The sequence below is a fragment of the Bacillus cereus group sp. BfR-BA-01311 genome, from assembly GCF_022664295.1.
Lineage (GTDB): Bacteria > Bacillota > Bacilli > Bacillales > Bacillaceae_G > Bacillus_A > Bacillus_A cereus.
Genome location: NZ_JAKUHC010000018.1, coordinates 14,031 through 29,750, shown reverse-complemented (window position 1 = coordinate 29,750; position 15,720 = coordinate 14,031). Strand labels below are relative to the sequence as shown.

Genomic DNA, 15,720 nt, shown 5'->3' with positions numbered 1-15,720 from the left:
ATAATGTTATCTCAAGCAGCGATGAGATGTATGTATAGTATTAAAAAAACTAGGGGAATGATGGGAAAGAAAGTATAAGAGGGAGGAATTAATTTTGAAAAAGAAAATGATAACGGTATTCACTATTGGAGTAATGAGTTTAAGTATATTAGGGGGTGCCTCTCCTTCTGAAACACAAAAAGGAAAGACAGATTACACGCAGCGCAGTAAAGAACAATTGAACAATGGTAAGATACATGCAGTGCATACAGAAGAAAAAGCAGAGAAACTAGGTATTGAAACGGAAGGAAAAGAACAAATTACACTAGAAAAAGAAATTCATGAAACAGAAGTAGGAAGGGAAGCAGAGCAGTTAGGCATATCGATTGAAGGAAAAGATGTTGGGATGCTGTCAGAAGAAATCTATGAAACAAAAGTAAAGCAAGAAGCGTTAAAGCTAGGTATATCTATAGAGAATACATCAATTGTAGATTTAATTACTCAAATTAATGCGATTAAAATTAAAGATGAAGCAGATAAATTAGGTATTTCGACAGATGGAAAAGAAATCGAAGACATCGCGGAAGAAATCTACGGAAAGAAAGTAAGAGAAGAAGCAGGAAAGTTAGACATTTCTCAAAAAGGAAAAGAAATTGAAGAGTTAGCACAAGAAGTGTACGAACAAAAAGTACAGGAAGAAGCAAAAAAATATCATATTGATTTGTATGGTAAAGATATATATCAAATATTAAGAGAAATTAATGAACAAAAGGTGCTACAAATGGCAGATGAGCTTAATATGGATAAAATGAATATGAATATTCAAGAGTTAGCGGAAAAGATAAAAAAAGATCAGCCTGAAAAAGGAAAAGAACTAAATTTTGTACCGATGATACGAACGGATGCTGACGCATTTTATTCTTATTTAACGAATTAATAAGGACGTGAAAGCGATAAGAAAATTGAAGTGGTATATATGTATAGCTTTACTAGGTGCAGTAATATGGAGTGTATATACAAATGGAATTCCAAAGTATATAGAGAAGTTTACATTCTCAAATATACAAAGAGGAAAAGAAACGGAGTTTAGTAATAACGATGAAAAAGTCATCTTATCAAATGTTCCCTTAATTCGGCAGTTACCAGAATTGGATAGAGGCTGTGAAGTGACAAGCTTAGCGATGATGTTACAATACGCTGGTGTTTCAGTGGATAAGATGACATTAGCAAATGAAATAAAAAAAGTTGATTTTATAGATGATGGTGTGCGCGGGAATCCGAATGAAGGATTTGTAGGTAATATTTATACATTTTCTGAATCGGGATATGGTGTATATCATGGGCCACTTTTTCAGTTAGCGGAAAAATATTTACCTAATAAAGCTGTAGACTTAACAGGGAAGAATATAGAGGAAATTTATAAGAGTGTAAAAGCAGGACAACCGGTAGTTATGATTACGAATGCAACATTTGTACCGTTAGATGAAGATGAATTTACTACATGGGAAACAAATAGTGGAGATGTTTCTATTACGTATAATGAACATTGTGTTGTACTTATTGGATATGATCAGGAATCTGTATATATTCGAGATCCACTTGAGGATAGCTTAGATGTAAAAGTACCGAGAGAAACCTTTGAACAGGCATGGGTACAAATGGGAAGTCAGGCAATTAGTTATGTAAAGAGCGCCAAATAAATTAGGACGAAGAGTTTTAGTAATATGACTATAAGGCGAAGGGTAAAGATTTGAGGATTATAAGAGAAGTTTTGTAGAGTAGAAGCTGTTAAGAAATGAGAGAACTTTAGTATATATAATGCTAAAGTTCTCTTATTTTTATGATTAAAATACGTATAAGGAGTGAATATGCAAAAATGCATAATTGACGAAAAAATTACATGTTATCATTATATATTGTTTTATATATGTTAATTGTATAAAATGACACAAGTATCCACATTACATAAAGGAGGCTTATTATGCAAAAAATATTTAACTGGGTTAAATGTATGAGTATCAATAAAAAATTAATCATTTCATTTTTTATTATTTTAACTATACCAGGAATTATTATCGGTGGTGTTTCATATCAAACTGCCAAAACAAATTTTGAACATCAAATGACAGATAAAGCAAAGGAGAATATTTCGATTTTAAATACTGTTATTTCTCAAAATATAGAAGAGAAATTTGTTGATGCGACGTACTTTGCAGACATCTTAACAGAGGATACATATCCAAATGGACAAGAAGAAATAGTAAGAACGAAGTTAGCACAATATATAAAGCTTCATCCAGAAGTAGAAGGTATTTATATTGGAACAGAGACGGGAAAGTTTATAAGAGAACCATTTATTCAAATGGCTGATGGGTATAATCCAACAGATAGATCTTGGTATAAAGAAGCACATGAAAATAAAGGGAAAGTAATTGTTACTGCGCCATATCAGTCAGCATCTACAAAAAATATGGTAGTGACGATTGCGAAAGAAGTAAAAGATGGTAAAGGTGTTATAGGAATTAATTTAAACTTAGATAACATCTTAAAAATTTCCAAAATGATTAACATTGGTGAAAAAGGTTATGCAGTTATTTTAGATCAAAATAAGCAAATTGTTAGTCATCCATCTAGAAAACCAGGTGCAAAAGTTACTGATCCTTGGATTAAACCAATTTATGAAGATAAACAAGGAAATGTGTCTTATACAGAACAAGATGATAAAAAGAATTTAATCTTTGCAACAAATGAGAAAACGGGCTGGAAAGTAGTTGGAGTTATGTTCGATGAAGAAATTACCCAAGCTGCCAGTCCAGTGTTTTATAAGACTTTGATTGTCATTGCTATCGCTATTGCATTTGGTAGTATATTAATTTATTTCATTACAAAGTCTATTACAAGGCCATTACGAAAAATAGCTGAATCGGCATATAAAATTAGTAAGGGAGATTTAACAGAGAAAATTACAATCCATTCCAAGGATGACATAGGGAAATTAGGGAATTCATTTAATGAAATGTCTACGTCTTTACAAGATGTTATTACCCAAATTAGCTTTTCAGCAGAACATGTTGCAGCATCGGCAGAAGAGTTAACAGCGAGCGTACAGCAAGCAAATGATGCGACAGATCAAATTACAATTGCAATGGAACAAGTATCAGGTGGGGCTGAATCACAAAGTCAAGGTGTTGAAGAAGGTGCGGCTACATTGCAACAAGTAAATACAGCAATTCAAGATGTAACTGGAAGCGCAGAGTCAATTTCTATTTCCTCATTACATGCGCGAGAAAGAGCTGAAGAGGGAGAAGATTTAGTTGAACAAACTGCAAAACAAATGCAGTCTATTTCTAGGTCGGTATCCGAGTCAGATGCTATTATTAAACTGCTTGATGAGAAATCAAAGCAAGTAGGAGCTATTTCTGAAGCAATTCAAAACATCGCAACTCAAACAAACTTATTAGCTTTAAATGCGGCTATTGAAGCAGCAAGAGCAGGTGAACAGGGACGAGGATTTGCTATTGTAGCAGATGAGGTTAGAAAATTAGCAGAGCAATCAGGAGAGTCATCTGGAGAGATTGCAAATTTAATTGCAGAAATTAAGGCGGATATTGAACATACTGTTAAGGCGATGGATAATGTGAATGGAGAAGTTCAACAGGGCCTTGATGTTGTAACAAAAACGAAAGTAAGTTTTACGGAAATTTTAAGTTCTACTACACATATTGTTTCTCAAGTTAATCAAATGGTAGAAACAACGAAGAGAATTGCTGGAGATGCAAATGAAGTGACAAATGCTATTGATGAAATTGCAGCTGCTGCAGAAGAAAATACAGCTAGTATGCAAAGTGTTGCAGCTTCAACAGAAGAACAGGTTAATTCCATGGAGGAAATTAGTTCAGCTTCGCAAAACTTAGCTGAGATGGCAGAAGAACTACAAGCGATGACTAGTAAATTTAAAGTATAATAACAGCAGATAAGTAAGGTGAAAATAATATCACCTTACTTATTTTTCTATTCAGCAATTAGGGGAGTCATTAACGGGATGAAAAAAAGAAGAAGACTATGGAATTTATGGAAAACAATTACATTGTTAGTTTGTACAGTTGTAATTTTTTCTTTACTTGTGACAGATATATTAATTAGTCATAATGTAGAACGGACGACGGAGGATAGCCAAGCAGAGAAGGCAAAAACAATTGCACACATTGTGGCGAATGATTCGATTGTAATCGATGGTTTGGTTGGGAAAGCAGATACCTCTGCAATCCAAACGTATACAAATAGAATATTACAAAACACAGGTGTTCAGTTTATTGTAGTTATGGACATGAATGGAATAAGAAAGTCACATCCAAATCCTCAAAAAATAGGGCATCATTTTATTGGGGGAGATGAAGGGCCTGCATTGAAAGGAAAAGAACATGTATCGTTAGCAGAAGGAACTTTAGGTATTTCCATGCGAGTGTTTGTACCAATATTTTCTGAAACAGGTGAACAACTTGGAGCTGTGGCTGTTGGTATTTCAGCAGATAATGTAAAAGAGAGAGTTAAGGAAAGTAGACATATCATTTATATTGGTGTCGGAGTTGGTGTATTAGTCGGAATTATAGGAGCAATATTGCTAGCTAGACATATAAAGAAAAGTTTATTCGGTCTTGAGCCGCACAGGATAGCAAAAATTCTTGAAGAAAGAAATACGATGCTACAATCTGTAAAGGAAGGTATTATTGCTGTAGATAAAGAGGCTAGAGTAACATTAATTAATAATGAAGCGAAACGTCTATTTAAAAAAAGCGGACTTGAAGAAGATTTTATCGGTAAAGATGTTGAGTTGTATATGCCAAATTCACGTATAAAAGAAGTATTGCAAACGGGAGAAGTACAATTAAACGAAGAACAAAATATTTATGGAATTACGATTGTGACGAATCGAGTTCCTTTATATGTAAAAGGAGAAATAGTTGGTGCAATTGCAACATTTCGTGATAAAACAGAGATTAGAAAACTAGCAGAGGAACTAACTGGTATTAGACTATATGCAGAAGCATTACGGGCACAATCTCATGAGTTTATGAATAAGATGCATGTCGTATTAGGGCTTACACATATGAAGCAGTATGAAGAATTACAGAAGTATATAAGCGGCATGGTATCAGAGCATCAATATGAAATTGGTGGAGTTATGAAAAGAATAAAAAGTCCAGTATTTGCTGGTTTTTTACTCGGGAAGCTCAGCTATGCTAGAGAGAAAAATATAAAATTAATTATAAGTGAAGATTCTTATATGCCGGAAATAGATGATGAAAGTATTACTCATGAACTTATTACGATTGTCGGAAATTTAATTGATAATGCATTAGAGGCAGTTACGAATTGTGAAAAGAAGCGAGTTGAAGTTAAGATAAAACATGGGGATATACTAACTATTACAGTACAAGATACGGGAAAAGGTATACAAGAAAAAGAAATAGAGGAATTATTTACGAAAGGTTATTCCACAAAGGGAGATAACCGCGGTTATGGTTTGTATCTTGTAAAAGAAAGTATACAGCGAATAAATGGGGAAATTCATATGCATTCATTAGTAGGTAAGGGAACAACGATAACAATTGAAATACCTAAAGGTAGGGATGAGAGGCAAATATGATTAAAGTTTTAATTGTAGAAGATGACCCGATGGTAGCAATGCTAAATAAGCATTATTTAGAGCAAGTAGGAGGATTTGAACTTGTTCAAGCAGTGAATTTGGTAAAATCGGCGATAGAAGTATTAGAGGAATCACGAGTAGATTTAGTATTACTTGATATTTTTATGCCTGAAGAGACTGGATTTGAGCTTTTAATGTATATTCGGAACCAAGAAAAAGAAATCGATATTATGATGATTTCAGCTGTACATGATATGGGGAGTATTAAAAAAGCATTACAATATGGCGTAGTAGATTATTTAATTAAACCATTTACATTTGAACGATTTAAAGAAGCATTAACTATATATCGAGAAAAACTTACTTTCATGAAAGAACAACAAAAAATTAGTCAATCGGAATTAGATTCGTTAATTTTGCAAAAAGAAAAAAGAGAACCTACTGTCATGAAAGAGCTTCCGAAAGGATTAACGAAGCAAACGATGCAATTAATTTGGAAGAAGATCGAGTCGTTGAATGGACGAGCGTTTACAACAGATGAAATGGCGCAATTAGTTGGTGTTTCAAGAGTTTCTATTCGAAAGTATGTAATGTTTTTGACAGAAATTGGAGTGTTAGAAAACGAAATGGTGTATCAACATGTAGGGAGACCGGTGAGTAAATTAAGATGTATTGACCAAAATAAAATAGAGTTTTACGTATAAGCGACTTAATATAAGTCGCTTATACTTTTTTTAATTACAAAATCAATTACAAAACTTACAAAAACTATTTTTACTATTGAAAGCGTTTTAATATTGTTATTAAGAAAACGAGGGGGTGCCATATGGGAATTCAAAAGAATGTGGAAGCGGTATCATTTTCTGAAGGAAATGAAGTACAAAGAGAATCTTTCGCTTCTAAAATTATGAATGTAAAAATCGGTGTTATACCTTTACCGTTATATGTAGTATTGGCTGCTATTATTTATGGGGCATCTGTATATAATAAATTGCCAGCAGATATGATTGGTGGATTTGCAGTTATTATGATCATGGGGATTTTCTTAGGCGATATTGGGATGAGAATTCCAATTTTAAAAAATATCGGCGGTCCAGCAATACTTTCGTTATTTATTCCATCATTACTTGTATTTTTTAACTGGATGAATCCAGCTTCAATGGAAGCTGCGACTATGTTAATGAAAAAATCGAACTTTTTATATTTATATATTTCTTGTTTAGTAGTCGGAAGTATTTTAGGAATGAACCGTAAAGTGTTAGTACAAGGTTTCGTTCGCATGTTTATTCCTTTAGTAGTAGGGACGTTAGCTTCTGTAGCAGTAGGGTTATTGGTCGGTTCATTATTTGGATTTGAAATGAAGCACACATTCTTCTTTATCATCGTACCAATTGTGAGTGGTGGTATCGGGGAAGGGATTTTACCATTGTCGCTAGCTTATAGTGATATTTTAAATGAATCATCAGCGACGTTTGTATCACAGCTTATTCCAGCAGCTATTATTGGAAATATGTTCGCAATTGTAAGTGCAGGGTATATGAAGCGTTTAGGTGAGAAGAAACCGGAGCTTAGTGGTAACGGTGTATTAGTGAAAACAGACAATCAAGCAGAATTATTAAAAGAACAAAATACAGAGAAGCCAATTGACTTCTCATTAATGGGAGCAGGTTTATTAATTGCGTGTACGTTCTTCATCTTTGGAGGATTTGCTTCTAAGTTCATCGGTATTCCTGGGGCAATCATTATGATTTTTTCAGCAGCACTTGTGAAATACTTTAAATTAATGCCAGCAAAAATGGAGCAAGGAGCATTCCATTTATATAAATTTATTTCGAAGAATTTAACTTGGCCTTTAATGGTTGGATTAGGATTGCTATATATTCCGTTAAAAGACGTAGCAGCAGTTCTTTCAGTAGGATATGTTGTTGTGTGCGCATCGGTTGTTCTTACAATGGTAGCATCAGGTTTTCTTGTAGGGAAAGTGATGAAGATGTATCCAGTTGAATCGGCGATTGTAACTGGATGTCATAGCGGTTTAGGCGGAACTGGAGATGTTGCTATTTTATCGGCTTCAAATCGTATGGAATTAATGCCGTTCGCGCAAATTTCAACTCGTTTAGGCGGGGCGGCAATGGTTGTAACGGCGACAATATTATTAAAAATGTTTTCATGATCAAACAAGCTAGCTATATTCATATAGCTAGCTTGTCAAATTAAGGGGAGATTATAAGTATGTTAGCAAATCAAATTAATGAAAGATCATTGTTATTGCATAAAGAATTAGTAGGGAAAATTGAAATTACAAGTAAAGTGGAGGTAAATTCAGCGGATGATTTAAGCCTGACGTATACACCAGGTGTAGCGGAGTCGTGTAAAGCAATTGCGGCAGATGAAGAAACAGTGTATGACTATACAGCACGTGGCAATATGGTGGCAGTTGTTTCAGATGGAACAGCGGTACTCGGTTTAGGAAACATTGGACCGAAAGCGGCTATGCCTGTTATGGAAGGAAAAAGTATTTTGTTTAAGAAGTTTGCGAATGTAGATGCTTTCCCATTATGTTTAGGCACAACGGATGTAGATGAAATCGTTACCCTTGTAAAAAATTTAGAGCCTACATTTGCAGGGATTAATTTAGAAGATATTGCAGCACCGCGTTGTTTTGAAATTGAAAAACGATTAAAAGAAGAAACGAATATTCCTGTATTCCATGATGATCAACATGGAACAGCTATTGTCGTTTTAGCAGCTGTTATTAATGCATTAAAAGTTGTTAGCAAACAAATGGATAATGTGAAAATCGTTATTAACGGTGCGGGTTCGGCAGGAATTGCAATTGGAAAATTATTATTAAAGGCTGGTGCAAAGCACATTACGTTAGTTAGCCTAGAAGGTATTGTTTGTGAAGGTGAAACATGGATGAACGAAGCACAAATTGAAGTTTCAAAAAAGACAAATCGTGAACATGTGCGTGGAACGTTAAAAGAAGCAATTCACCAAGCTGATATTTTTATTGGCGTATCTGCTCCTAACGTATTAACGAAAGAACTTGTACAGACGATGAATGAGAAAGCAATTGTGTTTGCAATGGCGAATCCAATTCCAGAAATCTTCCCTGAGGATGCATTAGAGGCTGGGGCAGCTGTAGTAGGAACTGGACGCTCGGATTATGCGAATCAAGTAAATAATGTATTGGCGTTTCCCGGAATATTCCGCGGTGCGTTAGATGTGCGCGCAACTGATATTACAGAAGAGATGAAATTAGCGGCAGCATATGGGATCGCTAACATCATTACTGATGAAGAACGTAATGCGAATTATGTAATCCCGAATCCATTAGATAAAAGAGTTGTTCCAAGTGTTGCAGAAGCAGTAGCGAAAGCAGCTATTGATTCAGGCGTGGCACAAATTACGAAAATACCACGTTATTAATAGCGAAAAGCAGTGCCTAAAAGGCACTGCTTTTTTGAGATAAGAAATCAAAATAATGAAGAAGTGTAGAATTATTTATGTTTCTTCATTATTTATTTAATTCCATTGCAACTTGTTTACCATTCACTAAAACCTCAGTTACTGCTACGATCACTTCTATCATTTTTTTCATCTCTCATCTCTCCTCGTTTCATTTCTTACTTTAAGTATAAGAGAAGAGAGATAATTCAACTATCGAAGTACATGACGTAGAAATTACATTGTTGTAAGAAAGTGGTTTATTTTTGTCACTTTACTCAGCAGTGATTACAAACTGATCATAATATTTTTCATTCACATATATATTTAATAACCATAATCCAGATGAAGGTAGTGACATAGTGAGAGGGAGTTCGTTTGTAGTAGAATCGATTGTATTTGAAGTAGTCCAAGTTTGTTTGGAAGTTTTTTTTGGAAAGAGTACTTGTGTCGGAGTTACAGATCCTTGTTTTAGCGCAATAATAGACAATTTTCCAGTTGGTATTTCAGAATCTAGAAAGTGCCACATTATTTCATTTTGTTCATTTGCGATAATAGGACTATCAGCCATTGCGACTTTACCTTCGATGCCTTTTAAAGGCATTTTTCCTTCTACGAAAGAAGGTGTTTCTTCCCAATTTACATCTTTTAAAACACTAAGGTGAAAGAAGGAAGGTGCGTTCACTTGAGTGGATGACGTTGCTATTACGTCTTTTTTTTGTTCTTTTGAATCCGATTGCGTTTGTGTGCATCCAGTGATGAGGAAGGAGAGAAGTAGCATAGTTCCGATTTTTTTCATGGTGCCACACTCCTAGTTTTTATTGTTAGTGTAATTGTATTTGCTAGAAGGCGGGACAATTCCTTTAAAGTATAAAAAGAGGTCGTAAGTTTTGTACGACCTCTTTTGACATTTTTATCCCGTAAAAGCCCGATTGGTGTAGGTTAATAATTAGTGGGAGATAGTCCCCACTAATTAAAGTTTCATTTTATATTTGTTCCGTTGTATAGGTTGGTTCGGTTTCTTTTTGAGGCATCGTCAAAAAAATAACGGACAGAACGATACATACGCCGCCTAATAATTGATATGTTCCAAAAGATTCATTTAGCCAAGTGATTGAAACGATGGCAGCTACAAGGGGTTCAATGCTAGATAAAATGCTTGTTTCTGTTGCTGCTAAATATTTAAGACTACCGATATATAGAAGGAAAGAAAGGGTACCACTAATAATGATAAGAATAAGCATAGAAAAAGTTTTTAGTGTAAGGGTTTGTGAAAATTGATTCCACCCGAATGAACGATTATAAATAAGTAGTGCAATTCCTCCGATTAACATCCCCCAACCAATTACTACAGTTGTCCCGCATTCTTTAATGAGAGAAGCCGGATGAAGGGTATAAAATGCAAATCCGATTGCTGTTAATAGTCCAAAAATAATAGCTTCTTTGGATAAAACAATATTTTCAATTGAGCCATTTGTAATAATAAAGTATGTTCCTATTAGCGCGGCTATAATTGCGAATAGTTGCATGGAAGCAGGGAATTTTCTTTGTTCAAATGCAACATACATGGTAATAAGAACAGGACCTAGAAATTGAAATAGCGTTGCTGTGACTGCATTACTAATATGAACCGTTTCGATAAAGGCGTATTGCGCACCGAGCATGCCGAGAATAGAAAAAATAATAAGTTGTATAGAATATCTAGGGTGTTTCCAAATTTGAAATATGTTTTGTTTCTTTATAAGTAAGAAAGACAAAATAAATATTCCTGCAAGCAACAATCGAATTGTTAAAAAATCAATTGAGGATACATTAGTATGCTGAAATAGCCACTGAATCATTGGACCAGATAATCCCCATAATGTAGCCCCTGTAATAATCATAATAAGTCCGATACGTCTACCATTTTTCATTATCATGTTTCTCCTCTCCGGTATTTGATTTTTTATGTGTGACATGATAAAAGGAATTATATATAAAATCTGGTACTGTAAAAAGTATCAGATTTTAGTTTTATTAAGGGGTCAGATATTATGTTAGAATTAACGCCTAATTTAAATATGAATAGTAAAAAGGCATTGTATGTGCAATTGTATGAGTATATAAAAAAAGAGATTAAAGATGGATCGATTGTCCCTTTTACGAAATTACCGGCTAAGCGAAAGTTAGCGATACATTTACAAGTAAGTAAAAATACAGTAGAGGCAGCGTACGAACAATTACTTGCAGAAGGTTATATTGAGTCGATATCGAGAAAAGGTTATTTTGTATGTAAAATTGAACAAATGATTGATGTAGAAGGACGCGAAGCGAAAGTAGAAGAAATACCGTTTCGGGAGGAGAACTATACATTTGATTTCACACAAACAGGGGTAGATACAAATACTTTTCCTTTCACTATGTACCGTAAGCTTATAAATGATGTATGGCAGCCACATAATAATGATTTGCTTTTTCTTGGACACCCTCAAGGGGAATTGAGCTTACGAGAGGAAATTGCGAACTATTTGTATGAATCTAGAGGTGTGCGTTGTTCAGCTAGTCAAATTGTATTAGGGGCGGGAACACAAATATTAGTGAAGTTACTTTTTCAATTGTTGAAGGGAAGTAATTATGCTGTTGAAAATCCAGGTTACCATAGGAAAATGGTCGTTTTTGAACAGGGAGAAAAAAAGGTTCAAATGTTATCTTTAGATAAGGATGGCATTTGTATGACGGATTTAGAAAATAGCGATGCAAATGTTGTATTTGTAACTCCCTCTCATCAATTCCCATATGGAATGATTATGCCTATTACGAGAAGGACGCAGCTTTTACAATGGGCGAAGAAAGAAGAGAGCAGGTATATTATTGAAGATGATTACGATAGTGAATTTCGCTATTCTGGAAAGCCTATACCGGCGCTGCAAGGGTTAGATACAGAGGGGAAAGTTATTTATATGGGGACGCTATCTAAAGCATTATTGCCATCGCTACGGATGAGCTATATGGTGTTGCCGAAGAAATTAATTAAAAAGTATCAACAGCAATATTTATTTTATACACAAAGTGTTTCAAGAATGGACCAAGAAGTGATTAGAAGATTTTTAAATGAAGGCCATTGGGAAAAACATATTCATAAAATGCGTGTCGTCTACCGAAAGAAGAGAGATCGACTTGTTTTTGAAATAGAGAAGTATTTCTCTAATCGTGTTGAAGTGATAGGAGAAGATTCGGGATTACACATTTTATTAAAAGTGCATAATGGAATGCGGGAAGAAGAATTAATTCAAGAAGCTGCGAAACATAGTATCAAAATATATCCTGTGTCTACGTACTATAAAGACGATACTGCACCTGAAAATGTAGTTTTACTTGGGTTTGCGATATTATCAGAGGAAGAAATTGCGAAAGCGATTCAATTATTACACACGGCATGGTTTACAAGAAAGTAAAAAACATCCTCCAAACATGAGGATGTTTTTTATTATTTATTTTCATCTAAGAATAAGACCATATGCTCTTCGTCCCAATATTGTCCGTTATATTTTAATGAACGTTCTTGTACACCGAATGTTTTAAAACCTAATGATTCATAAAGTTTTTTCGCTCCATCGTTGCCAACAACAACATCAAGCATAACTTGTTCTACTTCTAAAGATTTAGCAAGCTCAAGACATTCTTTAATAAGTGCTTTTCCTGCTCCAAGTCCGCGCGCTTTTGGAGATACATATACAGAACCGATTTTAGCTTTATGTTCTTGTTTTACATATGGTTTCGTTTCCAGTGTTGCAACCCCGATTAATTTTCCATCTTTAAATGCACCTAGCGTATAGTTTTCATCTTGTGCTAATTTTTGTGCTTTATATTCAATCGCACAATCTTTATTAATAATATCTTCATAAGAAGAGCTGAATGCTTCAGGGTTTTGCTTTAATCCTTCTACGCGAAGTTCTAAGTAAATTTCTGCTTCGTCTTTTGTTAATACATGGATATCCAATTATATCACCCTCCAAATCTTTGCAAATGTACCTTTATTTTATATTGAAATAAGAATAATTTCAAAAGCTTAGCTTATATGAGCTGTTGTTATGAACAAAATAACACCAGTAGTGTTTACTACTACTGGTGTTTTCACACGCATATTATTCAAAAGGTAGCTCGATTATAAAGTTTGTTCCCGCTCCTAATTGGCTTGTTACTAGAATAGAACCGTTATGCAATTCTACAATTTCTTTTGCAACAGCTAGCCCGATGCCTTTTCCGCCTGTAGCTCGTGTTCTGGATTTATCAACACGATAAAAACGGTCAAAAATATGCGGGATATCTTCTTCAGGAATACCTTCACCTTCATCTTGTACACTTATTGTAAAAGAATCTGTTTCCATGAGTACACGTATCGTAATGGATGTGTTTTCTGGCGAATGTTGATAAGCGTTGTGTAATAAATTTAACATAACTTGTTCCATACGTCTTTCGTCTATGCAAACTTCTAAATCATCTTTGCAATATACATGAAGTTGCATTTGCTTATTCGTTAATGTTGTTTTTGTTTTTTCAACCATTCGTTCTAAAAATGGCTGAAGAAGCACTTTTTGTTTTTTTATAACAAATTGGTGTTGTTCTAATTGTACAAGCATAAATAAATCTTGGACGAGATCGGTTACACTATCCGTTTCATCCTCAATAATTTGTAAGTATTCTTCTCGCTCCTCTTTTGTTAAAGAGTCTCTCTTTGCTACCTTCGCATAACCTTTCATATAGGTCAATGGAGTTAATAGTTCATGAGCGACACTAGCGAGAAATTCATTGCGCTCTTTTTTCATATACGTAAGTTCACTCGATAAATCTTCAATTGTTTTTGCTAAACTTCCGAGTTCATCATTTCGTTTAATGCCTAATTGAATTGGCTTGTTTAATTTTGACATTTTTTCTGTCGCTCTCTTCATTTTTACAAGTGGTTCTGTAATAACGCGTGAAAAAACAAAGACAGAAATTGTTGTTAAAATAATTGTTAAAACGCTAATGATAAGAAATTGGTTCATGAGTTTAAGTAACATATTTTCTAGGAAAGATGTTTTTAATAACATATATAGCTTTCCTTGAAACTTTGTTGTGTTAAGTGGGCTTACTGTTGTGATGAACTTTGATTTTTTCCAGTTCCTTTCAACGACCAATCCGCCGTCTGGGACAGTTTCTGTTTTACAAGTAAGTTGTTTTTGCATATCTTTTGTTACGGGTTCTGAGGTGGAAATAATTTTGCCGTTATGGTCAGTAATAATGATAGCTATATCGGAGTTAGAAATTGATTCCGATTCAACTAAGTGTGCAGCCTCATTCGTAATATCGAACTCAGGGTACACAGGACGTTTAGGATTTTTATTATGTTCAGCGTGTTTCATTTCTTTATAATATTCATCCCGTCTCTCGCGGCTTTTAATTTTTTTACTATAGCGATTACCTTTCTCTAAAAGAGCATCTGTTTCCTCTACAATACGCATTTTTGAAAGGCTTTTATAAAAAGATACGAAAGCAATTGTTTCAATACATAAAGCTAATATTAAAAAGTATGTCCCAATTTTAAGGGAAAGTTTACTCATTTTTTCACCATACCTTATTCATAATAAAGAGTCAGTGGTATACGATTTCCCACTGACCGAAGTAATTATTCACTTTTCCATTTATATCCGACTTTATAGACCGTTTCTAGGTAATCTTCAATCGGAAATCCTTTTTTGCGTAGTTTATCACGGATATTACGAATGTGTGAATCAATTGTTCTATATTCGATGTCTGTTTCATAGCCCCAAATTTTTTCGATTAAATCATCTCGGCTATAAGCACGGTTTGTATTTTGTAAAAATAGTCCGAGTAACGAAAATTCGATAGGAGTTAATGAGATTTTTTCATCATAAACTGTGACAGTATGTTTCGTTTTATCCCACTCAATACCATTGAAACTAACAAAGCCATCTTTTTTTGTACGGCGTAATATAGCCTCGATTCGTGCGACTAATACATGCTCATCAAATGGTTTTGTAATATAATCATCTGCGCCCATCGTGAGGCCTTTCACCATATCGTAGTTTTGGTTGCGAGCTGTTAACATAATGATAGGAACGTTGGAAATTTGACGAATTTGATAGCAAGTATCCCATCCATCCATACTTGGCATCATAACATCTAATAAAATAATATCGAATTCTTTTTGTTCGATTAATTTTAGTGCTTCAAGGCCAGAGGTAGCTTTCATACAAAAATAGCCGCGAGGGCTTAAGAACAGATCTAATAATCGTAACATACGTTCTTCATCGTCTACTAATAAAATTTTTACCATAATCTTGTGCACCCCAAACTGTTCATTCTACTTGTATAGTTTACATGAAAATAATAAAAAACTCTTTTTATGTGATTGAATGGAGGGCTGATTTTTTCGCTCAGAGTAATTGACATAAAAAATGCACTAGTTTTGCACAACTATTTTTTATAATAGAAAACGTAGCGACACAAAATACCCTATGTTGCGACATAACGTCATGTCATTTTATTTATAAAATGACAATTCCATTCTATTGTGTATGTGAGATAGAGAGGGTTTTCGTATTCACCTCGCATCGGATAAGAAAAATTTCCTATCTCACACTTTTTTTAAAAGGAGATCATAC

At 34.3% G+C, this 15,720-nt stretch carries 13 protein-coding genes and 1 pseudogene; 9 read left to right on the top strand and 5 right to left on the bottom strand.

Annotated elements, in window-relative coordinates:
• Nucleotides 1-94 precede the first annotated feature (94 nt).
• The 8 genes and pseudogenes from MR136_RS25225 (at nt 95) to MR136_RS25195 (ending at nt 9,058) form a co-directional block, all read left to right on the top strand.
• The gene (locus MR136_RS25225) at nt 95-916 is read left to right on the top strand and encodes a hypothetical protein (RefSeq protein WP_017674240.1); all 822 of its coding nucleotides are present in this window, start codon (nt 95-97) and stop codon (nt 914-916) included.
• A gap of 7 nt (nt 917-923) precedes the next feature.
• Complete coding sequence (locus tag MR136_RS25220; RefSeq protein ID WP_242259662.1) at nt 924-1,679, top strand: C39 family peptidase; 756 nt, start codon at nt 924-926, stop codon at nt 1,677-1,679.
• 281 nt (nt 1,680-1,960) lie between these two features.
• Nucleotides 1,961-3,004, top strand: a pseudogene (locus tag MR136_RS28805) (HAMP domain-containing protein); the annotation flags it as partial.
• Complete coding sequence (locus tag MR136_RS28800) at nt 2,996-3,943, top strand: methyl-accepting chemotaxis protein (RefSeq protein ID WP_433846465.1); 948 nt, start codon at nt 2,996-2,998, stop codon at nt 3,941-3,943. The pseudogene MR136_RS28805 and the gene MR136_RS28800, both read left to right, overlap by 9 nt.
• A 78-nt stretch (nt 3,944-4,021) precedes the next feature.
• Nucleotides 4,022-5,626, top strand: coding sequence for a sensor histidine kinase (locus tag MR136_RS25210; RefSeq protein WP_242259660.1), 1,605 nt, complete (start codon nt 4,022-4,024; stop codon nt 5,624-5,626).
• Nucleotides 5,623-6,330 (top strand): response regulator, encoded by a 708-nt coding sequence (locus MR136_RS25205; RefSeq protein ID WP_078420939.1) that lies wholly within the window; start codon nt 5,623-5,625, stop codon nt 6,328-6,330. The genes MR136_RS25210 and MR136_RS25205 overlap by 4 nt, the downstream gene beginning before the upstream one ends.
• Nucleotides 6,331-6,452: 122 nt before the next feature.
• Nucleotides 6,453-7,799, top strand: coding sequence for a 2-hydroxycarboxylate transporter family protein (locus MR136_RS25200; protein ID WP_000512722.1), 1,347 nt, complete (start codon nt 6,453-6,455; stop codon nt 7,797-7,799).
• A gap of 59 nt (nt 7,800-7,858) precedes the next feature.
• On the top strand, nt 7,859-9,058 hold the full coding sequence (locus MR136_RS25195) for an NAD(P)-dependent malic enzyme (RefSeq protein WP_000880780.1): 1,200 nt from the start codon (nt 7,859-7,861) through the stop codon (nt 9,056-9,058).
• A gap of 292 nt (nt 9,059-9,350) precedes the next feature.
• Here the strand turns inward: MR136_RS25195 and MR136_RS25190 are convergent, their stop codons facing one another.
• Both MR136_RS25190 and MR136_RS25185 read right to left on the bottom strand, forming a co-directional pair.
• Entirely contained in the window at nt 9,351-9,875 is a 525-nt protein-coding gene (locus tag MR136_RS25190; RefSeq protein ID WP_016125448.1) for a DUF4871 domain-containing protein, read from the bottom strand.
• Nucleotides 9,876-10,062: 187 nt separating this feature from the next.
• On the bottom strand, nt 10,063-10,989 hold the full coding sequence (locus MR136_RS25185) for a DMT family transporter (protein WP_161520016.1): 927 nt from the start codon (nt 10,987-10,989) through the stop codon (nt 10,063-10,065).
• Between the two features lie 120 nt (nt 10,990-11,109).
• Here MR136_RS25185 and pdxR point away from each other — a divergent pair, with 120 nt between their 5' ends.
• Nucleotides 11,110-12,510, top strand: a complete 1,401-nt coding sequence (gene pdxR / locus MR136_RS25180; RefSeq protein WP_242259659.1) for a MocR-like pyridoxine biosynthesis transcription factor PdxR — start codon at nt 11,110-11,112, stop codon at nt 12,508-12,510.
• A 32-nt stretch (nt 12,511-12,542) separates the two neighbouring features.
• Here the strand turns inward: pdxR and MR136_RS25175 are convergent, their stop codons facing one another.
• From MR136_RS25175 to MR136_RS25165, 3 genes are all read right to left on the bottom strand, one after another.
• Nucleotides 12,543-13,055 carry a GNAT family N-acetyltransferase gene (locus tag MR136_RS25175; RefSeq protein ID WP_000351209.1) on the bottom strand — a complete coding sequence of 171 codons (513 nt, stop codon included), beginning with the start codon at nt 13,053-13,055 and terminating at the stop codon, nt 12,543-12,545.
• Nucleotides 13,056-13,200: 145 nt separating this feature from the next.
• Nucleotides 13,201-14,655, bottom strand: a complete 1,455-nt coding sequence (locus MR136_RS25170) for a HAMP domain-containing sensor histidine kinase (protein ID WP_000041024.1) — start codon at nt 14,653-14,655, stop codon at nt 13,201-13,203.
• 65 nt (nt 14,656-14,720) lie between these two features.
• The gene (locus MR136_RS25165) at nt 14,721-15,392 is read right to left on the bottom strand and encodes a response regulator transcription factor (protein ID WP_000238957.1); all 672 of its coding nucleotides are present in this window, start codon (nt 15,390-15,392) and stop codon (nt 14,721-14,723) included.
• Nucleotides 15,393-15,720: the final 328 nt, after the last annotated feature.

What these genes read in the sequence shown, in the direction of transcription:
- MR136_RS25200 (WP_000512722.1), top strand. Translation starts at nt 6,453, where the DNA reads ATGGGAATTCAAAAGAATGTGGAAGCGGTATCATTTTCTGAAGGAAAT.
- MR136_RS25205 (WP_078420939.1), top strand. Translation starts at nt 5,623, where the DNA reads ATGATTAAAGTTTTAATTGTAGAAGATGACCCGATGGTAGCAATGCTA.
- MR136_RS25170 (WP_000041024.1), bottom strand. Translation starts at nt 14,655, where the DNA reads ATGAGTAAACTTTCCCTTAAAATTGGGACATACTTTTTAATATTAGCT.
- MR136_RS25185 (WP_161520016.1), bottom strand. Translation starts at nt 10,989, where the DNA reads ATGAAAAATGGTAGACGTATCGGACTTATTATGATTATTACAGGGGCT.
- MR136_RS28800 (WP_433846465.1), top strand. Translation starts at nt 2,996, where the DNA reads ATGTCTACGTCTTTACAAGATGTTATTACCCAAATTAGCTTTTCAGCA.
- pdxR (WP_242259659.1), top strand. Translation starts at nt 11,110, where the DNA reads ATGTTAGAATTAACGCCTAATTTAAATATGAATAGTAAAAAGGCATTG.
- MR136_RS25210 (WP_242259660.1), top strand. Translation starts at nt 4,022, where the DNA reads ATGAAAAAAAGAAGAAGACTATGGAATTTATGGAAAACAATTACATTG.
- MR136_RS25195 (WP_000880780.1), top strand. Translation starts at nt 7,859, where the DNA reads ATGTTAGCAAATCAAATTAATGAAAGATCATTGTTATTGCATAAAGAA.
- MR136_RS25190 (WP_016125448.1), bottom strand. Translation starts at nt 9,875, where the DNA reads ATGAAAAAAATCGGAACTATGCTACTTCTCTCCTTCCTCATCACTGGA.
- MR136_RS25165 (WP_000238957.1), bottom strand. Translation starts at nt 15,392, where the DNA reads ATGGTAAAAATTTTATTAGTAGACGATGAAGAACGTATGTTACGATTA.